This window comes from Halalkaliarchaeum desulfuricum, assembly GCF_002952775.1.
GTDB classification, from domain to species: domain Archaea; phylum Halobacteriota; class Halobacteria; order Halobacteriales; family Haloferacaceae; genus Halalkaliarchaeum; species Halalkaliarchaeum desulfuricum.
In genome coordinates, this window is record NZ_CP025066.1 from 2472490 (window position 1) to 2494767 (window position 22278).

17 protein-coding genes and 1 pseudogene are annotated in these 22278 nt (G+C 58.0%); 9 read left to right on the forward strand and 9 right to left on the reverse strand.

Going from position 1 to position 22278, the window contains the following annotated elements:
• Positions 1–81: 81 nt before the first annotated feature.
• The 6 genes from AArcSl_RS12360 to AArcSl_RS12385 form a co-directional block, all read right to left on the reverse strand.
• Complete coding sequence (locus tag AArcSl_RS12360) at positions 82–825, reverse strand: M48 family metallopeptidase (RefSeq protein WP_119819708.1); 744 nt, start codon at positions 823–825, stop codon at positions 82–84.
• The gene (locus tag AArcSl_RS12365; protein WP_119819711.1) at positions 822–3782 is read right to left on the reverse strand and encodes a type I restriction endonuclease subunit R; all 2961 of its coding nucleotides are present in this window, start codon (positions 3780–3782) and stop codon (positions 822–824) included. Before AArcSl_RS12365 ends, AArcSl_RS12360 begins: the two co-directional genes overlap by 4 nt.
• Positions 3775–5067, reverse strand: coding sequence for a restriction endonuclease subunit S (locus AArcSl_RS12370; RefSeq protein ID WP_119819714.1), 1293 nt, complete (start codon positions 5065–5067; stop codon positions 3775–3777). Before AArcSl_RS12370 ends, AArcSl_RS12365 begins: the two co-directional genes overlap by 8 nt.
• Positions 5060–6631, reverse strand: coding sequence for a type I restriction-modification system subunit M (locus tag AArcSl_RS12375; RefSeq protein WP_119819717.1), 1572 nt, complete (start codon positions 6629–6631; stop codon positions 5060–5062). The genes AArcSl_RS12370 and AArcSl_RS12375 overlap by 8 nt, the downstream gene beginning before the upstream one ends.
• A 93-nt stretch (positions 6632–6724) precedes the next feature.
• A complete protein-coding gene (locus AArcSl_RS12380; protein ID WP_119819720.1) occupies positions 6725–7273 on the reverse strand; it encodes a TATA-box-binding protein in 549 nt (182 codons plus the stop codon).
• Positions 7274–7681: 408 nt separating this feature from the next.
• Positions 7682–8785, reverse strand: a complete 1104-nt coding sequence (locus AArcSl_RS12385; RefSeq protein ID WP_119819722.1) for an endonuclease NucS domain-containing protein — start codon at positions 8783–8785, stop codon at positions 7682–7684.
• 112 nt (positions 8786–8897) lie between these two features.
• Between AArcSl_RS12385 and AArcSl_RS17805 the strand changes: the two genes are divergently transcribed.
• A complete protein-coding gene (locus AArcSl_RS17805; protein WP_394337302.1) occupies positions 8898–9104 on the forward strand; it encodes a hypothetical protein in 207 nt (68 codons plus the stop codon).
• Here AArcSl_RS17805 and AArcSl_RS12390 read toward each other — a convergent pair.
• Positions 9020–9916: a tyrosine-type recombinase/integrase gene (locus AArcSl_RS12390; RefSeq protein WP_161945960.1), complete on the reverse strand. Its 897-nt coding sequence runs from the start codon at positions 9914–9916 to the stop codon at positions 9020–9022. The two genes, AArcSl_RS17805 and AArcSl_RS12390, sit on opposite strands and share 85 nt — an antisense overlap.
• A 511-nt stretch (positions 9917–10427) precedes the next feature.
• On the opposite strand from AArcSl_RS12390, the gene AArcSl_RS12395 reads away from it, so the two are divergent.
• Positions 10428–11000, forward strand: coding sequence for a diadenylate cyclase (locus AArcSl_RS12395; protein ID WP_119819728.1), 573 nt, complete (start codon positions 10428–10430; stop codon positions 10998–11000).
• 134 nt (positions 11001–11134) lie between these two features.
• Here AArcSl_RS12395 and AArcSl_RS12400 read toward each other — a convergent pair whose 3' ends face one another.
• Together AArcSl_RS12400 and AArcSl_RS12405 are read right to left on the reverse strand one after the other, a co-directional pair.
• Positions 11135–13327: a hypothetical protein gene (locus AArcSl_RS12400; RefSeq protein ID WP_394337303.1), complete on the reverse strand. Its 2193-nt coding sequence runs from the start codon at positions 13325–13327 to the stop codon at positions 11135–11137.
• A gap of 103 nt (positions 13328–13430) precedes the next feature.
• A complete protein-coding gene (locus AArcSl_RS12405; protein ID WP_119819731.1) occupies positions 13431–15542 on the reverse strand; it encodes an ABC transporter ATP-binding protein in 2112 nt (703 codons plus the stop codon).
• 208 nt (positions 15543–15750) lie between these two features.
• Between AArcSl_RS12405 and AArcSl_RS12410 the strand changes: the two genes are divergently transcribed.
• The 7 genes and pseudogenes from AArcSl_RS12410 to AArcSl_RS12445 all read left to right on the forward strand — a co-directional run bounded on the left by AArcSl_RS12410 (position 15751) and on the right by AArcSl_RS12445 (position 22268).
• Positions 15751–16605 carry a coenzyme F420-0:L-glutamate ligase gene (locus AArcSl_RS12410; protein ID WP_119819734.1) on the forward strand — a complete coding sequence of 285 codons (855 nt, stop codon included), beginning with the start codon at positions 15751–15753 and terminating at the stop codon, positions 16603–16605.
• A gap of 508 nt (positions 16606–17113) precedes the next feature.
• Positions 17114–18076: a DUF7351 domain-containing protein gene (locus AArcSl_RS12420; RefSeq protein ID WP_119819742.1), complete on the forward strand. Its 963-nt coding sequence runs from the start codon at positions 17114–17116 to the stop codon at positions 18074–18076.
• 116 nt (positions 18077–18192) lie between these two features.
• Complete coding sequence (locus AArcSl_RS12425) at positions 18193–18780, forward strand: DUF7344 domain-containing protein (RefSeq protein ID WP_119819745.1); 588 nt, start codon at positions 18193–18195, stop codon at positions 18778–18780.
• 63 nt (positions 18781–18843) lie between these two features.
• Entirely contained in the window at positions 18844–19947 is a 1104-nt protein-coding gene (locus tag AArcSl_RS12430) for a cis-3-hydroxy-L-proline dehydratase (protein WP_119819748.1), read from the forward strand.
• Positions 19948–19994: 47 nt separating this feature from the next.
• Positions 19995–20153, forward strand: a pseudogene (locus tag AArcSl_RS12435) (VOC family protein); the annotation flags it as partial.
• A gap of 154 nt (positions 20154–20307) precedes the next feature.
• Positions 20308–20979: a cobalamin B12-binding domain-containing protein gene (locus AArcSl_RS12440; protein WP_119819754.1), complete on the forward strand. Its 672-nt coding sequence runs from the start codon at positions 20308–20310 to the stop codon at positions 20977–20979.
• Complete coding sequence (locus tag AArcSl_RS12445) at positions 20976–22268, forward strand: uroporphyrinogen decarboxylase family protein (protein WP_119819757.1); 1293 nt, start codon at positions 20976–20978, stop codon at positions 22266–22268. The genes AArcSl_RS12440 and AArcSl_RS12445 overlap by 4 nt, the downstream gene beginning before the upstream one ends.
• The last annotated feature ends 10 nt before the right edge of the window (positions 22269–22278 follow it).

Genomic DNA, 22278 nt, shown 5'->3' on the forward strand with positions numbered 1-22278 from the left:
AAATCTAATGCAGCTGTTATCATGGATCCGCGCAGTGTCGGAATCATCGCTCTTTCGTCGGAATTTGCGTCTGACAAGTACTCAGATGGTCAGAGAGTTCCCGTTCACCCGGAGCCATTCGCGGCGATCCTCGTAGTCCGGGATGAGAGCACCAACCGTGTTCCAGAACGCTCCAGAGTGCTCATTATGTACTGTATGGGCCAATTCATGAGCGATGACGTAATCTTGGATTCGAACTGGTGCCCGGATCAACCGCCAATTGAGACGAACGGTTCCGTCGTCGTACTCACCCCACCGACCGTCGATTTCTCCGACCCATACCGGCACGTCGTCAAGTCCCAACCGCGAGTCAAAACGCGACACCCGAGCCGGGAGCTCTTCCTCTGCACGCTGAATAAACCAGTCGACGACTGCTTGGTGCTTTCGACGAACGCTCACGTCGTCCACGTCTCCGTCGAACCGGTGAACCTGGAGGGTGAACGTCTGCTCGTCAAACGATAATTTCGGTTCGGGGACGTCCGCCTCAACCACCTCCAGCGGATACTGTCGGCCCCGGTACTGAAGCTTCTCCCCGCTCATGTACTCCTTCGGGTACGGTGGTCCTTCTTGCTCTTTGAGCCCGTAGAGCTTCTCAAGGAGCCACTCCTGGCGAGACTCAAGTACCTCCTCCACCTCGGCCACCGTCGCAGTCATCGGGGCCTTGACAGTCAGCTCCAACGACGCATCGATCGACAGCCCCATAGTCTCCCGATCTTCGGACCAATCGATGGAGTATGGGACGACCGTCTGGCCGATATGATGTCGGCGCTGTAGGCGTTCACTCATTGGTAGTGATTCCGGGCAAGTTCGATAACGCGGTTGGTTAGCTCTTTGCGCTCATCAGCCGAGATGTCGATCTCGGACCGATACAAGTCACCCGTCACTTCTTTCCGCATCCGGTTCTGCAGCTGCGTCTTCTCCTTCCATTCCACCTTCGTCACGAACCCCTCAACGGTTCCAACCAAATCAGCGGTGAGCTCAATGAGCTCTTCCTCGCCAGCATCGTGCTCACTCAGTACATCTTCAACGGCGTGGTAGAACGAGAGATCGGTCTCGTCACGGAGCCCTTTGTTCCGTGCCTGCTTGTCGCGGGAGCGAATCTCGTCCATTAGTTCTCGAAGCTCCTCGATAGTCTCGCGCTCGTCGTATCGCCCTTCCCGGTACTTTTCGATGAGTTCTTCGAGCCGGTCTCTGAGAGAGCCGTACTGTACCGGGTCCTCGTCGAACCGAACGTTGATCTCGTGCTTGATGGCATTTTGCATCTCACTCGCCCGAGCTTCGTCGCTTTCTAAGCCTTCAAGTTTCGCGTCGTACTCGACCTCATCCATGATCGAGACTGGCTCGTCATTCAGGACCTCGATGCCCCGCGACGTGATGTGATCCTGGATCAACTTGCGGACCTTTGCCCCAGCCCCTTCGAGGTTCATCGTCTCATCGCGGTACCGTTCCTTCGACTTCCCGTAGATCGTGCTGAGTCGCTCAAGATCCTCCAGATAGGGGTTCGCCATCGGATCCGGAAGGACGACGTCCATTAGCTTCGAGAAACGTTTGAACGCGTTCTTGAACTCGATCCGACGGTCGTCCGGTTCGAGCGACTGGACACACTGCTCGACCTCGTCGAGATCATCGAAGAACGAGATCGCCTTGCTGTGAGCCGCCTCAAGATCGGGCTGTTTGTCCTCGACCGGCACCATCGCCCGATCGACATCCTTTGAGCTGAACATCGCGAGCGCCTCCTTCAGCTCGTCGGAGACGCCGTAGTAGTCGATAATGAGCCCGTGGGTTTTCTCCTCGAAAGGCCGGTTTACGCGAGCGATCGCCTGCAACAGGCTGTGCTCTCGGAGTGGCTTGTCGAGATACATCACTTGGGCCACAGGTGCGTCGAAGCCCGTCAGAAGCATATCGCAGACGATGAGCAGATCAACCTCGCCGTTCGGGTCGACGAACGACTCCTTGTATTGGCTCTTTTCGGAATCGCTCGGCGTCCACTTCTTGATGTGCTCTGGATCGTTGTGGCCCTCGGAGACGATGACACGCGACTCAGGGCCGTTCAGGTTGTCGAGAGTCTCCTTATACCGGATCGCCGCCTCCTTGCTGGTGGTAACGACCATCCCCTTGAACGGCTCAGGCACGTCGTTCTCGAAGTGCTCGATGATGTCCAGTGCGACCCGATCGATTCTGGGCTGGGCCTCGGCGAGGTCCTGCGTGCGAGCATACCGCTTCTGGATCTCCGCCTTCTCCTCGTCCGTCTTGTCCGAGAAGATCCGGTCGAACAGGCGGTCGAGCGTCTCACCTTCGAGGTGGATGTCCGCAAGACGGCCCTGATACAGAATCTCGACCGTCGTCCCGTCTGCGAGCGACTGGTCGATAGTGTACGTGTCGATGTAGTTCCCGAACGTCCGGCGGGTGTTCCGCTCGTCCTTCTCGATGGGAGTGCCGGTAAACCCGACGTAGAAGGCGTTCGGAATCGCCGTCCGCATGTTGTTCGCAAGTTCCTTATCCTGCGTCCGATGGGCTTCGTCAGCCATCACGTAGATGTTCTCGTTGCGAGAGAGCACCGGGAAGTCTTCCTCGTCGTCTGTCGTCTGGAACTTGTGGATTAACGTCGTAATCGTCTCACCCGCATCGTACGAGAGTCGGTCGCGGAGGTCATCGATGCTCTCGGCCTTCTTTGGGTTCGGGAAGCCACAGCGTTCGAACGTCGCGTGTATCTGGTCGTTCAGCGCCCGGCGGTCCGTGACCAACAGGAGCGTGGGATCATCTTGGAGTCGGCGTAGCTTCAGCGCGAGGAACAGCATCGTGAGCGACTTTCCCGACCCCTGAGTGTGCCAGACGACGCCCCCGTTGGCCTCGCGCTGTCCACGCTTGTCGATCCGTTCAAGCGCCTTCCGGACCGCACGATACTGCTGGTAGCGGGCGACCATCTTGGTCGCGCCACTCTGCTTGTTCTCGAACACCGTGAAGTGCCGCAACTGGTCGAGCATGCGCTCGGGCTCGAAGAGCGCGTACAGCATCCGGTACTGATCCGGGAGGTAGCCGTCGAGATCGAACAGGTCAATCAGCTCGTCGTCCTCAAGCGGGTAGGCCTCCCGCCAGGGCTTATACTGGTCCTTCGGCGTTCCATAGGTGCCCATGACCGCGCCCTCCATCCACGCTGCGACCGAGAACTGGTTGTACCGGAACAGTTCCTCGGCTCCCTCTGAGTCACCGTCACGTTCGTTCTGGTAGCGAGTGAGTTGGTCGAGCGCCTCCGAGCGCGGTTCCGGGATCTGCGGACTTTTACACTCGACGACGGCGAGCGGGACGCCGTTGACGAACAGCACGATGTCGGGCTTAATGACCTCAACTGGCCCCGCAACGCGGAACTGATTGAGTGCGAAGAAGTCGTTATTCTCGGGGTTCTCGAAGTCGATATACTGGACTGTCTGGTGTTGCTTCCCGTGACCGCAATCCTGCTCAACAGAGGTATGTTGGACGAGTTTCTCGTGGATCTGTTCGTTCTCGTCCATCGTGCTCGTCCCTGCTACCTGCTGGATTTCGTTGACAACCTTGTTCAGGTTGTTCTCGTTGAGCCAGGGGTTCAGGCGCTTGACAGCGTTGCGTAGTCGCGGTTCGAGCACGGCCGAGGACTCGCTTTCCCGTGGATCATTCCAAGTGGTCTGTTCCTGATCAACAATCTTCCATCCGAGTTCTTCCAGTGCTGTTAGCGCGGGAAGCTCTGATTCCAGATACTCATTACTCATAATCTGTGCTTACGCGCTCTTCACCAGTGAGATAGCGCTGTATAAGCGTTTGGCGGACATCCTTGCGGATGCGAATTGTGTCTTCTCCAACTTCCGAAAGTTGTTTACAAATATTCAACACGCTTGTTATTTGTTCTTGCTCTTCAATAGGCGGAACAGGAACGACTATCGATTCGATGATTCCATTATTTAAATTGGCTCTTGTACCCCCATGAGTCATCGACACAATTTGAAACTGAGCTATACCTGAATTTGATATAAATGCTGACAGATATTCGGGGAGACAAGAGCTACTATCAACACGGACGCGAATGAGATTAGAGTCAAGTATCCCCTTCTTAGCATGCTGCGGGAAGATGTCAGCCTCGCCGACTGTTCCGGCTCTGGTGATTAGTATATCTCCCGGCTTGATTTCGGCCGTCTTCAATTCCTCAAATTTCTCTTCAGTTATCTGTTCTGATCCAAATGAATAATCCCTTTTTATCACATTCTCTTGTGTGTAAATTCGGGGGCCGGTATTACTCCTGTCCTCTTTCTTTACTCTACTCCCTGGGGGCCCTCCCCGGATTGGTCGATTCACTGATGAGTCAAGTACTTCCTGAACCTCTTTTAATTCCCAATGTTTTGGGATATGTATTTCCCGTGGCCCGACTTGGACCTCGATTAGCTCATTATTCCCCACTCCGGTCGTGAACACTGTTTGAGCTAAGCCATCCTTAGCCCGAGATAATTCCTCGATTATCTCTTCTTCAACGTGTATTAAATCCGATACTGAATTCAGTGTTGAAACAATGGCCTCTTGTTCTTCTTTCGTCGGTAGAGGGACTGACAAATCAGCGATATCTTTCCATCGAGTTCTGGGTAAGTTTGTCCCTTCCATGGTCGATATAGCTCGCTTCAGGAAGAATTCCGTATGTAGTAGGTACGAAAGGTACTCTTCGGATGACGCATCGGAAGCGTACATAGGGATTATATCTGAAGAGCAAATCCCATCGAATTTGACAATAGCTGCTTTTTCTAAGTCTGGAGCTAATTTTCCGAAGAGAACGTCGCCTGAGCGGAAGACGCGATTGCTACTACGTTCATCGGCTTTATTTATAAACGAGACACTCTTCGGCTCCCTTTTTTCAATATTTTCCAATCCAACGTACCGATTATTTTCTACATCTACGCTGTTGGTAGTCTCACTACGACGATGGAAGATATCGCCGAACCGCTTTACCGTCCATGAGGACGGGATCTGATACTCTTTTCCTTCGATTTTAACGGCTTTCGTTTCACTCATGGTGATTAGTATTCATGCTTGAGACAGCGTCCTGAAAGCTGGTCAGTAGCTCCTGACGCTTTTTTTCCAACTGGGAGAGATTGTTCATAGACTCCTCAATGTCAACCGGCTCAATGGGGTCTACCGTATCAACATAACGGGGAACGCTAAGATTCCAGTCGTTCTGCTGAATTTCCTCAAGAGAAACAATTCGGGAGTGGTGCGGCTCTTCTCTGGCCGACAGATATGTTTCAGCGATATGACTGACTCCCTCGTCGGTCAGAGTGTTTTGTTTTGAACCCTCTGTGTAGATCTGTACACCAGATTCCCGAAGGTATTCGTCTTCAGCATAAATAAATTGGATTGAGTCCTTGAGTTTCTCAGGCTTGTCTTTATTTATTATCAGGATGCAGCCCGGTGAGTTCGTATTATAAAATAACTTTTCAGGTAAAGCGATCACAGCCTCAACCAAATCGTCCTTGATCATCGATTCTCGGAGATTCCCCTCAGATCGAGACCTAAACAAGACACCGTTATCCATCACAACCCCCATCTTTCCGGTCTCATTAAGCGACGCAAGCATAAGCTGAATCCACGCCCAGTCGCCACGGTTTGACGGTGGGAGCCCGTACGGGAAGCGGTTGTACGGCTCGTTGTCCTCTACCCAATCCTTGTTCCACTCCTTCTGGTTCCACATCGGGTTCGCGATGACCCGATCGAATACCTCCAGTTCGTCGTGCTTGGTGACGCGCTTGGGGTCGGTGATGGTATCGCCCTTTTCGATCTTGGCGTCGTAGAGCTCGTGGAGCAGGACGTTCATCTGGCCGATAGCCCACGTGTTCAGGTTCTTCTCCTGACCGTACAGCGAGATGTCCGTCATGTCGCCGCCTTGCTCACGGATGTGCTCGGCGGAGTAGATGAGCATCCCACCGGAGCCACAGCAGGGGTCATAGACGCGGTGGCCCGGCTGCGGATTCACGCACTTGACGATGAGGCGGACGACCTCCCGCGGTGTGTAGAACTCGCCGCCTTTCTTCCCGGCGTCGTCGGCAAATTCGCGGATGAGATACTCGTATGCCCGTCCGAAGATGTCGGGGTCTTCGAGGTCCTCGTTCCGGTACCGGTGCTTCGAGAAGTGTGAGACAAGATCGGAGAGTAATGAGTCGGGTAACCGCTCCTTGTCGTTGAAGTCGACCGTGGTAAGCACGCGGTCGGCGATGGGGTCGTTCTCGTCTTCGATCGCTGCAAGCGCCTTGTTCAGCGCCGCGCCGACGTCTGTCTCCTGGGCCTTGATGTGATCCCACCGAGCCCGCTCGGGTATCCAGAACTCCTCGTGGAGGTCACGGTCGTCTCTTGCGGTCTCGATCGGGATGCCGAGTTCTTCGGCGACCTCCTCTGTCTCCTCCTCGAAGCGATCGTTGGCCCGCTTGAGGAACAGCAACCCGAAGATGTAGTTCTTGTAGTCTGCTGAATCGATGCTTCCACGGAGTTTGTCCGCGGCCGCCCACAGATGTTTTTCGAGGGTAGGAAGTGTAAGTAAATCTGGTTCGGTACCAGGTAGCGTTGCCTGGTCGTTTTCAGCCATAACTCAAGGATTACATCCGCACCTAATAATAGCAGCGTCACAAGAGTTGAGCACGCGCAGCAGTCGGAGACTTTTCCCGAGGTCAATCTGTAATCACAAGACAGCCCGGATCCGGGAAGCCATGGTTTCGATCGCCTCTGAGACAGCCTGACGGTCTGTAAGCCCGGTGCACAGGAGCTTGCCGCTGGAAAAGACGAGCATGACGTACTCGGAATCGCGATACATCAGAGCGGGGAACTGTTCTGGTTCGTACTCTGTCCGTTCCATGCCGAGTTCAATCGTCAGCGCCTCCAGCGAGATGTTAGAGCCAAGATCGGCTGTCGCTACGATGTTGCTTACTTCGACCGCAGGCTCATATTCGAACCCCAGCAAGTCACGCATCACTCCGTTTACTTGTTCGACAACCGTCTCGAAGTGCTCAACGGACTCACAGCCAGCAATCGAACATCGTCCACTTCGGTAGAACGCCACGTAGGTATCGTCTGGTGCGAATCGAGTCTGGAGCCAGTGGTTCTCCGCCGGTTCGTACGTGACGCTCGTGGTCTCCTCGCGGTCTTCGAACGTCTCCGCCAGTGCCGCCATATCCAGCTCTTGTTGGTAGGTAATCATCCCGACGACGTTGGCGACCTCAAGCTCCGTCACTGCTCACAACCAGATGAGGACAGGTGATAAATCCGTTCTATTGATCGGCACCTATCAGACGTTTTGTCGAATCGTTGCCCGACAGGTTCGCTACCGAGGCCGACGGATCTGTTGGCATGGTGTCGACAGAATCAAAATCCGGTTCCGGGCCTCGTGGGTGTAGGAGCATGCACATACATATGGGGGCACACATACATACACATCCGATATTGGAAAGGCGGTTACGGCCAACCGCTGGCCGGCACACGGCCTCTGATCCGACTGACGCGGTTGCCCTAACGCCGAACAGCCCGACCGTGCGCGAACCCACCTGGAGCGCACCGTGGCGACGTAACGCCGCTCGATGCCTTTCTACGCCGTCCATACGCCCAACCAACCACCCCGACCGTTGGAACAGGCCGTCGTCGCCTACCCGAACAGCTCGTGGTCTGCGTACTCCTCGATGGCTCTCGGGTGGAGGTACTCAATCAGATCAACCAACTCCTGGGCCATCTCACTCACCTCGATCTCGTCACCGTCGACTTCGACATCCTTGGTCAGAATGCCCATCGACTGTGTGTCGTCTTCAGCTAAGGTGTACCCATCGAGTGACTCGGCGTGCGAGGCAAGGAATTGTCGAAGCTCTTCATGCTGCGCTGGCTCTGCGTTCCAGAGGTTCACACGAAATCGAACCAAACCCTCTTCCTCAATGCGCGGTTGCATCCCGTATTTCAGCGGTCCAGGATGCTCCGGATGGTCGGATCCAAATCCGATAGAACGCTTATGCGTCGGCGGTGCGATCCGTTCAGCGTCCTCGAAGTGTAGTTCGTCTTTAATCTGGGGGAAAACATGATCTCTAACGGCGATAATGAGCTCCGAATAGTCCTCGGAATCTGACGTGCTCGTGACGGTCCCGGTCGGTTCCTCACTCAACGGACGGCGGACACCATCGGTCGTGAGCAGTTCGATACCTTTGTTCTCATCCCGATAGGTCGAGTACTCGACGGCCACGACATCGACGCCGTGTTCCCGCAGAAAGTCGGCCATATTGAGTGATACGTCCTGAAAGTCAGTTCCGACGACTACGAGCCGCTGTTCGTTGTTGAACTCCCGTTTGGAGAGCACATCATCGAGGTCGAAATACTCGCAGTGCGCCTCGCGAAGGCTCAGGATGTCGTTCGGCTCGGTGTGGCCCTGCTCCTCGCGGAGAAATTGGCGGTACTGATCGTCGAGATACTCGTAGTCGACGTTCCTAATTTCAGAGGCGTATTCGAGCGCCTGTGCAACGATGTCCCGCGGGGCGCGATCACGCTTGAGTTCCACGATTACGGTATCTCCCCGCTCGTCAACGCCGAGGATGTCGAAGATGCCGCCTTCCCCGGGACTCCCCTGACGGCCAACGTAGAGAACTTCGACTTCGCCGATTTTGGCTCCATCCGTCCGTACCAGTCGTTGTTCGAGGTTCGCTTCCGTGTCAAGTTCGGATTCAGGTACTCGTTTCATGTCATCTTGCTCCACGAGATACACTTCCATGCACCGCCCATCCAACGCGACCAATATCAAACTACTGAACAAGTCTAACTTTTAGACCGGTCTATCAATATGCTTACATCGGCTTTCCAGACCCCTCTGTAATCGTGAAGTGATGGCACTCGTCGACGAGCGGAAGGTCCAAGTTCTTGACTACATCCACGATAACGAACCAATCACGGGTTACGACATTGCGAGCGACAAAGACAACGACATCGACTACACCCAGAGCTACATCTACGACGTACTCGGCAAGTTAGAAGACGAGGGGATGATCGAGCCACGACGGACTGCGTGCGGGCTCACCGAGCTTGGACACTGACTTGCGCCGTTGTGACTGTTCGCCTCGCACTCGTTGGGATCTCGGTCGTGCGGACACTCATTCGCATAGTGACAGGGACGGGGGAGGGTGTAGATCTTGTACTGGATAGTCGTCTTGTGGGGTCGGCCGTGAGTCGTTCCCAACAATGGCATACGGTCGTATTCATCCTCTTCCATCGGATGGTGCATATCGAGGTAGTCATCGAGCACCTCACAGAGTCCGCTTTTCAGGGTGATCTGGCGCTCACCACGTTCTTTGTTCTTGAGCGGAGTGCCCTGTTCCGGTTGGTACGAGACGTCAAGGTACTGTTCGGCCGAGTTGTAGTCTCTGACGTCAAGAGCCCTGGCGGTCCCTGATTGAATCCCTGTATGCCACAGGAGATAGAACGTGACGTGCCTGGGGGTTGCGTACTCGTACTTCTCGCAGTATTCAAGGATCCGTTCCGCCTCCTTGGAAGTGACAAGGTCGTCCCGCGTGTCTTCACCGACGTCTATGTCTGGCATCCTCACCCTCTCGTTGACACGCTTCGGGGCGGCTTCGATGCTTTCGCAGAACTGGAGGGAGACGCGCAGTGTCCAGAGCTGGTTCTTGAGGGTCACGTTGGCCAGCCCGTCGTCCTTGCGCCACTGTTTGTACTCCATCAGCTTCTTGCCGGAGATATCGTTCATGTTCTCGAATCCGGTCTCGTCACACCATTCAAGGAATCGCTTGAGCCGCTCGCGATGGCGGTTGTGGGTCGAGTGGGCGACATCGTCTTTCCGGTCTTTCAGGTACAGTTCAACTGCTTCTTCTGGGGTTGTTGGTTCCAGCATGCGTTGTCTCCTTGTAACCGGAACCAGGAAACGGAGGTACGAGCAACGGTGGCTGAGCTGCGCGGTCTGCGAGCGCCGAAGGCGCGAGCGAATGGACGAGCCGCGGTACGTTTGAGCCACGGCGGCCTGACCACGCCGAGGTCTTGTGAGGCCGAAGGCCGAACGACCGAGGCTGGGAGATGGGCCCATGGTGAAAATCCCGGCGAGTCCATCCCACCGTTTTCTGCGTCGGATGACCTCGCTCCGCTCGGTCACCACTCCTCGAAAAAGCTGGACCAAAAAGCCGGACCCTCGACCTCCGGTCTCGCGTCCGGTGAACCCCGCTCGCTTCGCTCGCGCGGATAGTACATGTCACTGCGAACATACAGTCATCATTCGATCAGAAGTTGGAGGATACGGATTGTCGAGATGAGCGTAATCCGTTATGACTACTTGAACTTGAAAATCAGTCAATGGACTCCGATCGGAATAGAGTTTAACCACGTCCGGCGACTAGTGTAAGGAGACTCCAATGGAAGAACTCGACCGGGTTTTGAACAAGTACGCGACCAGCCAGAATCTCATGGATCGGATCAGATATGTTGCCGAGACATTGAGTCTGGAATTCGACAAGTGGGACGAACAGTACGTGAGTGGCCCCAGCCTCTACTTTCTCGTCGTAGCCGAAACCGATTTCGAGGCCTATACCGACCCACTGGGAGAGAATACGTGGCCGACTGATCGATGTAATGTCGTTTTCGACTCCTCGGAGACGTTCACACGAGTCGCTCGGGATGTCGCATTCAGCCGGGATGGCGCTGTCATCGTGACCGGGGACGGAACGATTCAAAAGCAAATGGTCCGGGTTCGGAGCCCCAGCCGGGAAGAGATCCCAGCTGTTGCGGAGATCGAATACCCAGACTGGATGGGGACCAAACACATGAGCGCACTGGAGACGTCGCTTCGCAAGAACGTCCTGTGGGCAATCACACTCAGCGAAGAAGATGGCCGTGTCACGACGTTCGTCAATGGCACATATCAGGACTATCCGCGTGACGATATCGGTGGCCGGTGGCGGCCCGATCGTGAGCCCTCCTCGCCGTGAACGGGGAGGTGACAACCGTCTCGCTGCTATCGTCGAACTGAAAGTCGAAACGTATCGGGAGTAGTTCGTTCCCTGGCGAAGACTGTGGTGGCCATTCCATCGGAACCAGACAGGAGAGTTCGATACTCCAGCTACTACTGGGAGAACAGTTCCTGAATCGTCCAGTATGATTCTTTTCGTCGTTCCTCGTAAGTCGGTTGGGTCCAGGGCTCCCACGTGTATGCTTCCGTTATGAGCTCGCCATCCGTTACGGCCGGGACCGCGTGGGAAAGATTCGTTTGGCCCGGGATCGATCGAGCCTGCCTGTCAGTATTCGGGGCATACGTTCCTGCGGCGACCGAAATCGATTCGAACGGCTCGTACTGGTCTACCGACCCATCCCAGAGGTTTGCCAACGCAAGGCGGCTCGACGGATCGGCAATGTTCAACAGCAGCCACGGCAACCGGATCTCGATTGCATCAGCCTCGGTCGCCACGTACACGTCAGCAAGCGAATCGTATGTGGCTGCATCCGGGTTTCCATTCCCGAAGCGTAATTGACCCGTTTCGACCGCTTCGAAGGGAACTTCCTCCCCAGTGGGCGGGACAGTGTAGCCTCGGTTAATGGTCATTCTACATGGTGTAAATCGTCCTGAATCAGGTTCGCGATACTCTGAAAGGTCGAGTCCTGCTTGCTCACCGTACTCTCTGGCGAACTTGTCGTAATACGCGTCCACACGGACACGGGAACCCTCCGGACCGTTGAGACGGACGAGAAAGTCCGTCGGTGAGACCGTGGTACTCGTGGCAAACGGCAGTCGAGTACTCCCACGTCCAGTATGTCCGAGCGCAATAATCGCATTCATTCGAGACCAATCGACCGGTTCCGGGAGCGACTCGAATTCGAGCCGGAGCGACAGGTACGCCGCATCGTGAGTGATTGCCAACCCAGTCAGTGTTCGCTGGGCATCTGCGCCGTCTTCGAGTCTGGTCGGTTGTGACCTCGGCTCGATTCGATCTGCATCGGTCCAATCTCCCTGTGATCCGTCGAGACGGATCCGATCGGCGGAATCGAACGACAACAGTCCGAATCGCTGTTCGGGGGTCTGTGCGTTCGACCAGTAGGGTCGTCGTGAGGGGTTAGAAAACGGAGCCAGATTCCAGGTACGCTTGAACCACTCGTCTTGCCACGCGAACACGAGGCCGCCTGCCGTATCGGCCGCGATGATGTCTTCGTACATCTCGGCGACGATTTGCCCCTGTTCACGCTCAGTATGACGACCCTGGTCGCGTCCGTGTACGTGTTTGTGCGCGATCCCTCGCGATGCGGGGACGCCGAACTCTGCGACGAGTAGCGGATGGTCGGTAGCCTCACTCAGATCATTGAGGTATCCGGCATAGCTGTTGGGCTCGCCACGATGATCGATGTAGTTGACGTACTCCGGCGTATGATTCAGGAAATCCGGATAGTACGGATACACGTGATAGGCGGCGAATACCCCGGCGTCGAAAGCGTCCGTCGAAACGACGACATCCGGGTCGAGCGAGACTGCATCCTCGTACCTGAACGGCTCGTACGGATGGTCGAGCGGATCCGTCGTGACCCAATTCGTGAACGCGACTGGCCGCTGTGTACCGTATTCAGTCTGGCTGTGCTCGACGACGCTATCGAGACTTTCAGCGAGCCACCGTTCGAACGGTGACCCGCCCTCCGAGCTGACGTATTGGCCGCTGTATTCGCCGGCAGGGGCACGCTCGTTTGTTTCGATCACGACTCTCGGTGGCCACTCGATCCCGATGATGTATCCGAGGAGATAGTCGCTGACGTCGGACGTGAACTCGCCACTCGCATGGCCGGGGCGTTCCGGAAGCGTCGTCTGGCCGTGTATCACATCGACGGTTCGTTCGAGTTCCCGATGGAACGGCCCCGTAAGCTTCGTAACATCGCCGGCCTCGATGAGCTGTTCTTCACCGATCCATGTCCCTTGAAAGAGGTATATCGGCGTATCTGCAGTGCGATTGTAGGCGGCAAGTGCGTCGTAGAAAGCAGGTGGGTGGATGGTGTAGATTCTGATGGCGTTTGCATTCATCTCGCCGATTGCGGCGATCCAGCGGTCGTACTCTTCGCGTGATATCGCAGCATGACCGGGGAACGAACCGGGTTTCGCCATCCCCATGTTGACACCTCGAATACGGAACTCCTCGAACTGGTTGCTGACCTGTCGTTCGAAGGTGTTCTCTCCGAGCCGAAATGGGAGACGCTGTCTGTCGTCAGTACGTTCGAGGCAGCCAGTGGCCCCTGTAATGCCTACGAGACTAGTCGTTCTCAGAAATTTCCGACGGTGCATTGGTCAATTTTGCGGGTGAGCGTAATGGAATCGTTGTAGTCGAAAAACGGTTGCGGTAAATCCAGTGTCATCGATGACATCGACCAGTTCCGAGACGATCTGCTCAGTCGTCGATGAACTCCGGTTCGATGCCCCGTTCGTTCGCGCGTTCGCGTGCGGCCTCGATGAACTCCTCGGGAAGCGACTCGATTTCGCCGGCCTGGACGCCCCACAGCTTCGCGTACAGTCCATCGCGGGCGAGCAACTCCCCGTGAGTGCCCCGCTCGACGACCGCGCCGCCCTCCAGCACCAGGATCCGGTCGGCGTCTTTGATCGTCGAGAGCCGGTGGGCGATGGCGAACGTCGTCCGATCCGCCGCGAGACGGTTCAGCGACCGTTGGATCAGCATCTCCGTCTCCGTGTCGACGGCGGACGTTGCCTCGTCGAGGATCAGGATCTCGGGATCCTGGAGCACTGTCCGGGCGATGGCGATGCGCTGTCGCTGGCCACCCGAGAGCTTCACGCCCCGCTCGCCAACGCGGGTATCGTACCCCTCCGGCAGCGAGGCGATGAACTCGTGGGCCTCGGCGGCCTTCGCGGCCTCGGTCACCTGATCGCGAACCGCCTCCGGGTCCGGAACCACCCGATCTCGATCGATCCGGCGCTTCACGCCGCCGGCGTCCACGTCGCCCCCACTGTCGCCGCCGGCGTCGACGAGCCGACGGCGGAGTCCGCCTTCGGTTTCCTCGGGATCGGCGCCGACCTCGATCGATCCCTCGTAGCGACCGTAGCGGATGTTCTCGGCGATCGTCCCGTCGAAGAGGGTCGTGTCCTGTGAGACGTACCCGATCGCGTTTCGGAGGCTCTCGACTTCCACGTCGCGGATGTCGTGGCCGTCGACGCGGATCGATCCTTCGGTGGGTTCGTACAGCCGGAGGAGGAGTTTCAGGAGCGTGGACTTGCCGGCGCCGGTCGGACCGACGAACGCCACCGTCTCGCCGGGTTCTGCCTCGAAGGAAACGTCCGAAAGCACGTACTCGCCGGCGTCGGCTGGGTCTTGAAGCGCGTTTTCGACGTAGGCGAAGGAGACGCCCTCGTATGCGACCCGGCCCTGCACGTCGAGGGTGATTGCGTTCGGGGCGTCGGTGATCCGAATCGGGACGTCCTGGAGGCCGAACACGCGCTCTGCGGACGCCTTCGCGTTCTCGTACTGGTCGACGATGTTCGAGACCTCCGCGAGCGGGGCGACGAACTGCTGGGTGAGAAAGACGAACGTGACGAACGCCCCGACCGAAAGCGGAAGCGTGAACGGTCCGGGCGGACCGGCGAACAGCCAGATACCGCCGACGAGGAACGTCGCCGCGAACGCCACCCCCGCGAGCAGTTCCATTCCGGGGCGGTAGAGGTAGTTGAGCTTGAGAATCGAGATCGTTCGCCGGAAGTACTCGAAAGAGGCCCGACGCACGCGCTCCGTCTCGTACGCCTCCGTGTTGCTCGTTTTGACGAGTTCGACGCCCGACAGGGCGTTTTCGAGCACAGTGTTCAGATCGCCCACCGCGGCGCGTTGTTTCACATACCGCGGCTCGATCGCGCGGATGAACCAAACGGTGAACAGAACCATGAGCGGGATCGCGATCAGCGTGACGATCGCGAGCTGCCAGTTCAAATAAAAGAGCACGGCGGCGATCCCGAGCACCATCACGCCGAGGCGGGCGGAGTTTTGTAGCGCGTTGTCGAGGAACCGCTCGAGGTTGGTGGCGTCGTTGTTGAGGACGCTCATTACCTCACCCGTCTGCTTGTCGTCGAAGAACGTCATATCGAGTTGCTGCATCTTCGCGAACGAGTCCGTCCGGACGGCGTGCATCACCCGGTGGGCGAAGTAGTTTGCTGCGACCCCGTAGATCCAGGTGAACACCGCCGTGACGAGGAAGCCGCCGACGATGAGCCCGACCGAGAGCCAGAACTGGCCGGCCTGATCCGCCGGAAGCCACGCGTCCGGGACGATCGGGAGCGAGAACTCGCCCTCGCCGGTGAAGACCGCGTCGATCGCCACGCCCAGCACCAGCGGCGGCACCAGGCTCGCCAGTCGGGCGATCACGTTTGCGGTCATCCCGACCGCGAGGTACGGCCACTCGGCGGTACCGTACTCGCGGAACAGCCGGGTAATCGGACGGTCGACCCGATCCCGGTACACCTCGAAGACGTTCCGGTCGTCCGCGTCCGCGTTCGTCGACACATCCGTCGCTGGCTCTCGGGAGCCAAGTATCCGACGACTCCGGACAACGCGGCCCCATGTCCCCTGTTCCGTCTGGTCTGGCGGGGAGGGTGCGACAGTGGACCGGTTTTTGAGCGGTCCCGATCGGTTCGTATCGAAGTGACGAACTCTTAAAAACACGCGATTGTAGGTGTCAACTTGATCAGAACACGAACGTAAAGTCACCTGTATGTCGGAACTCACGTTTCGGGGGCTCGATATCGGGAGGATCGAACCGGGTGAAGACCTCGTGGAAGCGATCCTCGAGACGACCGGCGATGAGTACCCCTTGCAGGACGGGGACGTGGTCGCGATCACGTCGAAGGTCGTCTCGACCGCCGAAAACCGGCTGGTGGACGCCGACGAGGTGGCGGTGACCGACCGCGACGAGCGGGTCGGCGACGTCACCGGTCTCGATCCCAGGGAGGTCGCCGTCATCTACGAGGAAAGCGAGGTTCTCGGGGCTATTCCGGTGGCGGACATCGGCGAGGAGCTGATCCTCGAACGTGCCGTCGATCGGGAGGCGGCCGAGGAGGCAATCGAGAAGATGCCCTCCGTGCTCGTGACCGATCGTAACGGCCGGATCTGTACGAACGCGGGTGTCGACTGGTCGAACTCCCCGGAGGGGATGATGACGGTGCTTCCCGAGGACCCGGACGAAAGCGCGAGGCGGATCAGGGAAGAACTCGAAACACAGACCGGGGTCGACCTGGCCGTCCTGCTTGCGGATTCGGAGATCATGGGCGCGGGAACGATGGATCTCGCCGTGGGCTGTTCCGGTATCGATGCGGTCGACAGTAACTTCGGTCGGACGGACCTGTACGGCGAACCCAAGATCGGTGGACTCGATCTCATCGCGGACGAGCTCACTGCGGGTTCTGCACTCTTGTTCGGCCAGGCCGACGAGCGCATCCCCGTGGTCGTGATCCGGGGTCTCGATTACGACGACGGCGAGGGGATACCCAACTCCGGCGGGTTGATCCGTCGAGGGCTGCGCAAAACGATCCAGCTGACGGCCCGCCTGAAGGCCCGAGAGTGGATCTGACTCTCGAAGCACTGTCAATCGAGATCGGTCACTCCCGCACGAAAAACGCCGAGAAATCGCACGTCGGCCCGAGCAAGCTCCTTGTGCCCCTTCCAGTCAGCCACGCGAGGCCGTTGAACAGGTGGAGCCCGGCGAGAGATCCCGGGATCCAAGACGGAGACGAAAAACGTCCCCAGAAGCGTCGAGAGCTGGTCGGCGACGAACACGAACCCGTCTCGAAGCCGTCGAGCAGTGGAGCGCATCCGAAGTACAGCGCGGGATGCAGCTCCTTCGGTTGGTCGGTGACAACGCCGACGTACAGCCCGGGGCATTCGTAGTAAATTCCACTGAACCGTCATATCCACCGAGAACGGATTCATGAGTACGCTCCGACAGTAGCAGTGAGTGATGCACCGACGATCCGTGCTCGCCGGGACGGGACTCTCCTTCAGCGCGACGCTTGGCGGCTATTCTCGGTTGAGTGTCGTGTAAACCAAAAAGAATTTATTGTATGAATCTATTACTCGGTATGGTCTCCACGGAATCCGAGGCGTCAAAGGAACTGACGCCGGAGGAGGCGTTCGCGATCCTTGGGGACGAAACCAGAATCGCGATATTGCAGACGCTCTGGAGGACGTGTGACACGCCGATCCGGTTCGGGGCACTTCGACAGGAAGTCGGCCACGACGATCCCGGGAACTTCAACTACCACCTCTCGAAGCTCACCGGACAGTTCGTGCGGAAGACCGAGCAGGGGTACGAACTCCGGGAAGCGGGAAAACAGGTGATTCGGGCCGTCCTTGCGGGAACCATCAACCGAAAGCCGCGGATCGACTCCGACGTCTGTGATTCCAAGTGTCCGTACTGCGGGGCACCCGTCGAACTGCAGTACGTGGACGAGCGGGTTCTGGTTCGCTGTACGGAGTGTCCGGGGATCGGTGGCGAGGAGTACCCGGAGGGGACGTATATGCGGTTCGCGTTCCCGCCAGCGGGGATCCAGGATCGGACCCCCGAGGAGATTATCGAGGCCGCACACGCGTTTTACGACGCCAAGGTAACGCCCATGATGAGCGGGGTCTGTCCGGAGTGTGCAGGCCGGGTCGAGACGACGATCGACATCTGCCACGATCACGATTCCGGCGATCGGGGCGTCTGTGGCGCATGCGGCTTTCGCAACCCCATCTGGGCCGACTATTCGTGTGGACACTGCGAGTACACCCGCCGGTGCATGATCTGGTTCGAGATACTGAACCACCCGGGGGTGGTCGCGTTCTACTACGAACACGGTCTCGAGGAGACGGTGCCGTTCAGTAAACTGACCTGGCGAAACGCACCGTTCATCAGCAACGTGGAGTGTGAACTGCTCGAGACAGAGCCCTTGCGGATCCGCATCAAAATCCCGGTCGACTCCGAAGAACTCCGGGTCACGGTGAACGAGGCAGTCGAGGTCGTTACCCTGACAAGGCAGTCGATCAGTGAGCGATCGCAGTAAACGATCGCAGAGTAACTGTGCGAAAACAGTACGACACTACTGTCTTTTTGGTTACAGTAATGCGCTGCTGCAAACCATTATGTCGACTGCTTCGTTCCGTTTGACAGGGATAATTAATGGGTAAATTACTCGCTACGGGAGCCCTCTCGCGATCGTCGACTGAGCAGAACGACAACCGACCTACGGACACAAACGCGAACGATGAGGAAACTCTCACACCGGACGCCGTCCACCAACTACTGAGCAACCGTCGACGACGTGACGTCCTTCAGTATCTGGAGGACATCGATTCGACGACGACTATTGGCGATCTCGCAGTCCAGATCGCGGCATGGGAACACGACGTTTCGGTTACCGAGGTTACCTCGGAGCAGCGCAAACGAGTTTACATCTCGCTGTATCAGACACATCTGCCGAAACTTGCCGCATCGGGCGTCATCGACTACGATCGAGATCGCGGCCGGATCGCACTGAATGGAGAAGCCGAGGAACTCGCCGTCTATCTCGAGGATGGCGGCCAGGTCGTTCGGAACTGGAGTAGATACTACCTGACACTGGCCTGTCTATCGCTTGGAGTGATCGGACTGGCGTGGCTGGGGGTATCGCCGTTTTCGACGTTATCTGGAATGGGGTACGCTGGGGGGGTCGCAATCGCACTGCTGGGACTGTCCGTGATGCACCGATACCGGACTCGCCGATACTAAAACGCTGCAAACGAACCTCGTGCCCCCAATCTTATAGTCGAACGGCGGGTTGGTAGCTGGTAGATGAACGTCACAGAAATTCGTGTCTATCAGGTGGACCTTCCGATCGCCGAGGGGAGTTACGACTGGGCGGGCGGAAACTCCTACGAGGCGTTCGATTCGACGATCGTCCGTCTCGACACCGACGAGGGGGTCGTCGGCTGGGGGGAGCTGTCGACTCTCGGCACCGCCTACCTGCCCGCGTTTCCACGCGGCGCGCGAGCGGGAATCGAAGAGCTTGCAGACACCGTCCTCGGTGCCGATCCCACTCGGAGAGCGGTCCTTGCCGAACGAATGGATCGTCGCCTCCGTGGTCACCCGTACGTGAAGTCGGCGATCGACATGGCCTGCTGGGACATCTCTGGGAAGGTGGCCGGAGCGCCCGTTGCAGAACTCTTGGGCGGGCGATTCGGGGATGGTGCGCCACTGTATCGCGCGATCTCGCAGGGCACGCCGTCGGAGATGGCCCAACGCGTCGCGAAATATCGCGACGAGGGATACGGGAAGTTCCAGCTCAAAGTCGGCGAGGACCCGGTGATCGACGCCGAACGGATCCGGGCAGCACGGGCGGAACTCGACGACGAACACGTCCTGGACGCCGACTGCAACACGGGACTGACCCGCCACGAGGCGGTCCGACTGGTCGAACTCGTCGAAGACGTCGACGTGTACATCGAGCAGCCGTGTCCGACCTACGAAGAGTGTCGAGCTGTCCGGAAGCGGACGAACCACCCGTTCGTACTCGACGAGATCATCGACGGGGTCCAGCCCGTCATCAGGGGCCATCAGGAGGACGCGATGGACGTGATCAACCTCAAAATCTCGAAGGTCGGCGGGCTGACGCGGGCGAAAACCGTTCGTGATCTCTGTAGCGAACTCGGTATCGCGATGATCGTCGAGGACACCTGGGGCAGCGAGATCGCAACGACCGCCATCGCCCATCTCGCACACAGCACCCCGCCGGACGTCTGTTTCGCCGCCACCGACTTCCACAACTACAACGACGTGACCACCGCCGACGGCGCCCCCTCCGGAGACGATGGCACGCTCGTGGCACCGACGGATCCCGGTCTCGGCGTGGAACCCCGCGAGGACGTGCTCGGGGAGCCGATTGCGACGTACAGTTGATCGTTCGCACTCGCGAGGATTTATCAGGAGACCGCGTCACCTCGAGTCATATCGCAGTGAAAGTCGACGACGTCGACGCCGCGTTCGGACGGATCGACCACCACGGGATTATAAAAGAGCCGGGATACCAGCCCACCGCGGGCGCCCGTACCGCGTTCCTCGAGGATCCCGACGGCTCCGTCGTCGAATTGATCGAACCGCTCTGAGGAACAAGTGGATGCGAATCTGAATCCATCCGATTATAAAATCTCGTATAGTTAAACTCCAGTTGGACAATGGCAAGTCTATTACCTGTATTTCTATATCGTGAGATCGTTCTTCGGTGTTTATATGATGATCGTTGGTCATATAAATTGCATTATGTCAATGGACGATTTGGTACACGCCTTAGCAGAACTCGAGGAGGAGCGTGCCGTACAGATAGCCGAGGAACGGCTGGACGCCGGCGAGGATCCCCTCGACATCCTCGACGACCTCAAGAAGGGAATGAGGATCGTCGGAGACCGGTATGAAGCGGAGGACTACTTTATCCCAGATCTGATGTATGCCGGAGATATCATCGAGCAGATCTCGGGACTCATCCAGGAAGAGCTTCCCGAACAGGAGGAAGATACAGTCGGGACGGTAGTTCTCGGGACCGTAAAAGACGACATCCACGACATCGGGAAGGACCTGGTGTACTTCATGTTCGACCTGAACGGGTTCGACGTGATCGACCTCGGAATCGACGTCCCGGTCGAGACGTTCGTTGACGCCGTCGAGGAACACGACCCGGATATCGTCGCCCTGAGCGGATTCCTGACCGCAGCGTTCGACTCGATGAAAGAAACCGTCGAGGCACTCGAGGAGACGGGACTCATCGAGGAGTTCGAAGAGGACGGCCTCCGCGAGGGACGTAAAGTGATGATCGGCGGCGGACAGATCACCGACGACGTTCGGGAGTACGTCCGCGCGGACGGGTTCGAAACTGACGCCCCCGGCGGGGTCAAACTCGCGAAAGAGTGGCTGCAGGCCGAAGCGGAGGTGGTATGATGTCGCTTCCCGAACCCACTCTCGAGTCGTGGATCGGGGGCGAGGGAATCGACTTCGAGGACGAGGCGGCCAGGGAGCAGTACCGAACCCGTGCCCAGCGGTACGCCGACGCGATCCTTCGTGAGGAGCCGGATCGCGTTCCGGTGGCCGTACTGAGCACGTTCTACCCGGCGTTTCACCACGGAATCACACCGGAGACGGCGATGAACGACGGTGAACAGCTCAGCGCCGCCCTGCTGCACTTCGTCGAAGATCTCGATCTCGACGTTCTCGCGTGGTCGACACCGCTGGTCCCGTCGGCCCGATCTCTCGAAGCGGTCGACTATCGTGGATTCGACTGGCCGGGAGACGGCTCCTCACCGGAGACGGTCTATCAGGCGAAAGAACCCGACAGCATGACTGCAGAGGATTACGACGCGTTCATCAGGGATCCGACCGATTACCTCATCCGAAACTACCTGCCGGCAACGTTCGGTGAACTGGAGGGAATGGCGCAGTTCCCGCAGTTGATCTCGCTCAGCCTGGGGATCGCCAGTGTCCACCCGTTCGTACTCCCGTTCGGACTCCCCGAGGTCCAGGAGGCGCTGGACGCGCTCGAGGAGGCCGGCGAGGCGGCCCTGGAGTGGGAAGGCATCGTCGGTGCCACCGTCGAAGAAATCGTTGCGTCCGGACATCCCCAGAGTGTCGGGGGTATCACGCTTGCACCCTACGACATGCTGGGGGACATGTTCCGCGGGACGCGGGGGATCATGATGGACCTGAAGCGTCAGCCTGACACCCTGCTTGAAGCGGTCGAGCGTCTCACACCGTGGGCGATCGAGCTCGGGATCACTACCGCGCGTGTGAACAACAACCCGCATGTGTTTATTCCACTGCACAAGGGCGCAGACCGCTTCATGTCCCAAGACGAGTTCGAGGAGTTCTACTGGCCGCAGCTCCGGGAGGTGATCGAGGCGCTCCTCGAGGAAGGGCTCGTTCCCTGGCTGTTCGCCGAAGGCAGCTACGAGAACCGCCTCGAGAGCCTCACTGACCTTCCGAACGGGCCGATGGTCTGGCACTTCCAGAACACTGACATGAGCATGGCGGCGGAAGCGATCGGCGACCAGGCCTGTATCGCGGGGAACGTTCCCACCTCACTGCTTTACACGTCCGACCCGGAGGCAGTCCGGGACTACTCGCGGAACCTCGTGGAGACAGTCGGGGAAAACGGCTTCATCCTGGCACCGGGCGTCGGCCTCGACGAGGCGAAACCGGAGAACGTGCGGGCGATGGTGAACTCCGTGCGGTAGCCGGTTACAC

Bases quoted from the DNA above. Each gene is read 5' to 3' on its own strand.
- AArcSl_RS12375 (WP_119819717.1), bottom strand. From the start codon at position 6,631: ATGGCTGAAAACGACCAGGCAACGCTACCTGGTACCGAACCAGATTTA.
- AArcSl_RS12395 (WP_119819728.1), top strand. From the start codon at position 10,428: ATGGAAGAACTCGACCGGGTTTTGAACAAGTACGCGACCAGCCAGAAT.
- AArcSl_RS12445 (WP_119819757.1), top strand. From the start codon at position 20,976: ATGATGTCGCTTCCCGAACCCACTCTCGAGTCGTGGATCGGGGGCGAG.
- AArcSl_RS12425 (WP_119819745.1), top strand. From the start codon at position 18,193: ATGGGTAAATTACTCGCTACGGGAGCCCTCTCGCGATCGTCGACTGAG.
- AArcSl_RS12370 (WP_119819714.1), bottom strand. From the start codon at position 5,067: ATGAGTGAAACGAAAGCCGTTAAAATCGAAGGAAAAGAGTATCAGATC.
- AArcSl_RS12420 (WP_119819742.1), top strand. From the start codon at position 17,114: ATGGTCTCCACGGAATCCGAGGCGTCAAAGGAACTGACGCCGGAGGAG.
- AArcSl_RS12360 (WP_119819708.1), bottom strand. From the start codon at position 825: ATGAGTGAACGCCTACAGCGCCGACATCATATCGGCCAGACGGTCGTC.
- AArcSl_RS12390 (WP_161945960.1), bottom strand. From the start codon at position 9,916: ATGCTGGAACCAACAACCCCAGAAGAAGCAGTTGAACTGTACCTGAAA.
- AArcSl_RS12430 (WP_119819748.1), top strand. From the start codon at position 18,844: ATGAACGTCACAGAAATTCGTGTCTATCAGGTGGACCTTCCGATCGCC.
- AArcSl_RS12440 (WP_119819754.1), top strand. From the start codon at position 20,308: ATGTCAATGGACGATTTGGTACACGCCTTAGCAGAACTCGAGGAGGAG.
- AArcSl_RS12385 (WP_119819722.1), bottom strand. From the start codon at position 8,785: ATGGAAGTGTATCTCGTGGAGCAAGATGACATGAAACGAGTACCTGAA.
- AArcSl_RS12400 (WP_394337303.1), bottom strand. From the start codon at position 13,327: ATGCACCGTCGGAAATTTCTGAGAACGACTAGTCTCGTAGGCATTACA.
- AArcSl_RS12410 (WP_119819734.1), top strand. From the start codon at position 15,751: ATGTCGGAACTCACGTTTCGGGGGCTCGATATCGGGAGGATCGAACCG.
- AArcSl_RS17805 (WP_394337302.1), top strand. From the start codon at position 8,898: ATGGCACTCGTCGACGAGCGGAAGGTCCAAGTTCTTGACTACATCCAC.
- AArcSl_RS12365 (WP_119819711.1), bottom strand. From the start codon at position 3,782: ATGAGTAATGAGTATCTGGAATCAGAGCTTCCCGCGCTAACAGCACTG.